The sequence below is a fragment of the Streptomyces muensis genome (assembly GCF_021474425.1).
Lineage (GTDB): Bacteria > Actinomycetota > Actinomycetes > Streptomycetales > Streptomycetaceae > Streptomyces > Streptomyces muensis.
In genome coordinates this window covers 1-3,238 of sequence record NZ_JAKEIP010000478.1, presented here as the reverse complement: position 1 = coordinate 3,238, position 3,238 = coordinate 1, and the positions used below count along the sequence as shown (strand labels likewise).

2 protein-coding genes and 1 pseudogene are annotated in these 3,238 nt (G+C 74.1%); 1 reads left to right on the top strand and 2 read right to left on the bottom strand.

Features of this window, described 5'->3' with window-relative positions:
• Positions 1 to 30 precede the first annotated feature (30 nt).
• The gene (locus L0P92_RS43325) at positions 31 to 1,269 is read left to right on the top strand and encodes an MFS transporter (protein ID WP_234768632.1); all 1,239 of its coding nucleotides are present in this window, start codon (positions 31 to 33) and stop codon (positions 1,267 to 1,269) included.
• A gap of 55 nt (positions 1,270 to 1,324) precedes the next feature.
• Here L0P92_RS43325 and L0P92_RS43320 read toward each other — a convergent pair whose 3' ends face one another.
• Entirely contained in the window at positions 1,325 to 1,906 is a 582-nt protein-coding gene (locus L0P92_RS43320) for an RBBP9/YdeN family alpha/beta hydrolase (RefSeq protein WP_234768631.1), read from the bottom strand.
• Between the two features lie 51 nt (positions 1,907 to 1,957).
• Positions 1,958 to 3,207: pseudogene (gene aroA, locus L0P92_RS43315) on the bottom strand (3-phosphoshikimate 1-carboxyvinyltransferase).
• Between the last annotated feature and the right edge of the window lie 31 nt (positions 3,208 to 3,238).

Genomic DNA, 3,238 nt, shown 5'->3' with positions numbered 1-3,238 from the left:
CCGCCCTTCCCCTCGCCCCGTCATGCCCTCATGAGCCTCGCCCGTACGTTCATCGACGTACGGCCGCTGCGTACCTCGCCCGTGTTCCGGCGGTTGCTGATCGGGCGGACGGTCTCCGTGCTCGGCGGCTTCATGACGATGGTGACCGTCATGTACCAGGTGTGGGACCTGACGCACAGCCCGGTCTGGAGCGGTGCGGTCGGTCTCGCGCAGGCGCTGCCCATGGTGTGCGTGGGCCTGTTCGCCGGGTCGTGGGTGGACCGCGGGGACCGGCGGCGGATCTTCCTGGTGGCCACCGTCGGACAGGCGGTCTGCGCGCTGCTGCTCGCGGTGCAGGGCTTCACCGGGGGCGTACCGGTGGCCGGGATCCTGGCGCTGGTGGCGGCCGGTTCCTGCTTCGGCGCGGTCGGCGGTCCGGCGGCGGGCGTGTTCGTGCCGCGGCTGCTGCCGAAGGAGCAGGTGGCGGCCGGGCTCGCCCTCAACCACGCCACCGGCCAGATGATGATGCTGCTCGGCCCGGCGCTTGGCGGGCTGTTCCTGGGCTGGTTCGGCATCGGCGTCTGCTATCTGCTGGACGCGCTGAGCTTCGGCCTCGCCTTCTACGGCGCCTTCGGTCTGCCCGCGCTGCCGCCGGAGGGCGAGCCGTCGCGGGCCGGGCTGCACGGCGTCCTGGACGGCCTGCGCTTCCTGGCCGGCCACCGGGTGGTGCGCGGCGCGCTCGTCACCGACCTCGCCGCCACGGTGCTCGCCATGCCGGCCAGCCTCTTCCCCCTGATCAACGCGGAACGCTTCGACGGCGACCCCCGCACCCTGGGCCTGTTCATGTCGGCCGTCGCGGTGGGCGGCGTGACGGCGACGGCCCTGTCGGGTGCGGTCACCCGGCAGGGCCGCCCCGGCCTGGTGATGCTGTGCGGGGCGGGCACCTGGGGCGCCGCGCTCGCCCTGTTCGGCCTGCTGAGCAACCCCTGGCTGGGACTCGCGCTGCTGACGGTGGCGGGCGCCGCCGACGCCCTCTCGGTCGTCTCCCGCGGCACGATCGTCCAGACCCGCACCCCCGACGCCCTGCTCGGCCGGGTCACGGCCGCCGAACAGATCGTCGGCCAGGCGGGCCCCCACCTCGGCAACCTCCGCGGCGGCCTGGTCGCCGGCTGGACGTCCGGCCCGACCGCACTGATCACGGGCGGGCTGCTGTGCGTGCTGGCGGTGGCCTACGTGGGCGCGGGCACGCCGGAGCTACGCGACGGGAGGGTCACGCCGGACGAGGGGTGAACGGCGCGGTGGCAGGGCGGGCGTCAGGCGGCACCGCTCACCCCCGAACGGCACCTCACACCGGACGGGCCATCACCGGCGCCGTGGGATCCAGGCACCACGCCAGCACGGCCGGCCACGGCCCGTACCCGGCGTCCAGGTCGAGGTGGGCGGCGCCCGCGAGGATGTCGGTCGGCAGGGCGAGCGGGGCGCCGTAGACGACGTCGGCACCCTCCTCGCAGTACGGGTCGTCGTCGCCCGCGACCAGGCGGGTCGGGCCGGGAAGGGCGAAGTCCAGGGGCGGCGGGACGAATCCGGCGACCTCCGGGTGCCGGGCGAGTACGGCACCGGACGGCGGGGCGACCAGCAACACCCGGTTCACGGCGTCGAGCCCCGGCAGCCCGCGCGCGACGGCGTGCAGCCACAGCACGGCGGACAGGCTGTGCGCGACCACGACCCGCTCCGTACCGGCGTCGAGCGCGTCGAGATGCCGGGCCAACTCTGCCAGCCAGACGTCGAGTTCGGGGTCGTCGGGGTCGGGCAGCTGCGGGTAGACGACCTGATGGCCGATCGCGGTGAGACGGTCGGCGAGCCAGTGCTGCCAGTGGTCCTCGGGGCGGTGGTTCTGCCAGCCGTGGAGGATGAGGTACGCGGTCATGACGGCGATGGTTTCCGATAGCGCCGTTCCGGTCCATCCGAGGACCGGGGACTAGGGCCTGTCCGACGCCCCCGCCCACACCTGGGCGAATGCCTCGTGGAACCCGGGGAAGGTCTTGCGCACGCACCCCGGGTCGTCGAACGAGACCCCCGGCACCCGCAGTCCGGTCACCGCGAAGGACATGACGATGCGGTGGTCGCCGTAGGACTTGATCTCCGTACCGGTCGGGCCGTCCGCCGGTGCCGGCTGGATCTCGATCCAGTCCGGGCCCGTCGCCACCTCGACCCCCAGCCGCCGCAGGTTCTCCGCGCAGGCCTCCAGCCGGTCGCACTCCTTCACCCGCGTGTTCGCCACGTCCTCGATGCGTACCGGGCCGGAGGCGAAGGGCGCGATGGCGGCGAGGGTCGGCATGGTGTCGGAGATGTCGCGCATGTTGACGGTGACGCCCCGCAGTTCGCCGGTTCCCCGGACCGTCGTCGCGTCCCGGCCCACCGTCACCCGCGCGCCCATCCGTCGCAGTACGTCGACGAAGCCGAGGTCGCCCTGGAGCGCGCCCTCGCCCAGCCCCGGGACCGTCACCTCGCCGCCGGTGGCCGCCGCCGCGGCGAAGAAGTAGCTCGCGGTCGACGCGTCGGGCTCGACGGCGTAGGTCGTGGCGCGGTAGCCGCCCGGCGGGACCAGGAAGGAGTCTCCTTCCCTGCCGACCTCCACCCCGAACGCCCGCATCATCGCGATCGTGATCTCGACGTACGGCACGGACACCAGGTCGGTGACGGTGATGCGCAGGCCCTCGCGGGTCAGGGGGCCGAGCAGCAGCAGGGCCGTCAGGTACTGGGAGGACTGGCCGGCGTCCAGCGTCACCTCGCCGCCCGCCACGCCGGCCGCCGTCACGGTCAGCGGGTGGTGGCCGTCCTTCTCCTCGTGCCGAAGGTCCACGCCCAGGTCGCGCAGGGCCCGGGTCAACGGGAGCAGGGGGCGGCGGCGCATCTGGGGTGAGGCGTCGAAGCGGTACGTGCCGTGGCCGGCGGCGGCGAGGGTGGGCAGGAAGCGGGCCGTTGTCGCGCCGTCGCGGCAGTAGATGTCCGCCTCGGTCGCCGCGGGGCCCTGCGGGCGGCCGTCGATCCGCCAGGTGTCCGGGGTCCGGCCGACCCGGTAGCCGAGCCGGGCCAGGCCCTCGGCGAAGCCGTCGTGTCGTCCGAGTGCAGGGGGCGTGTCAGCGTGGTGACTCCGTCGGCCGCGGCGGCCAGGAACAGGGCGCGGGCGGTGATGGACTTGGAACCGGGAACATCGACTACGGCCATACCGTCATGATCACCCGCCCCACCACTCCCC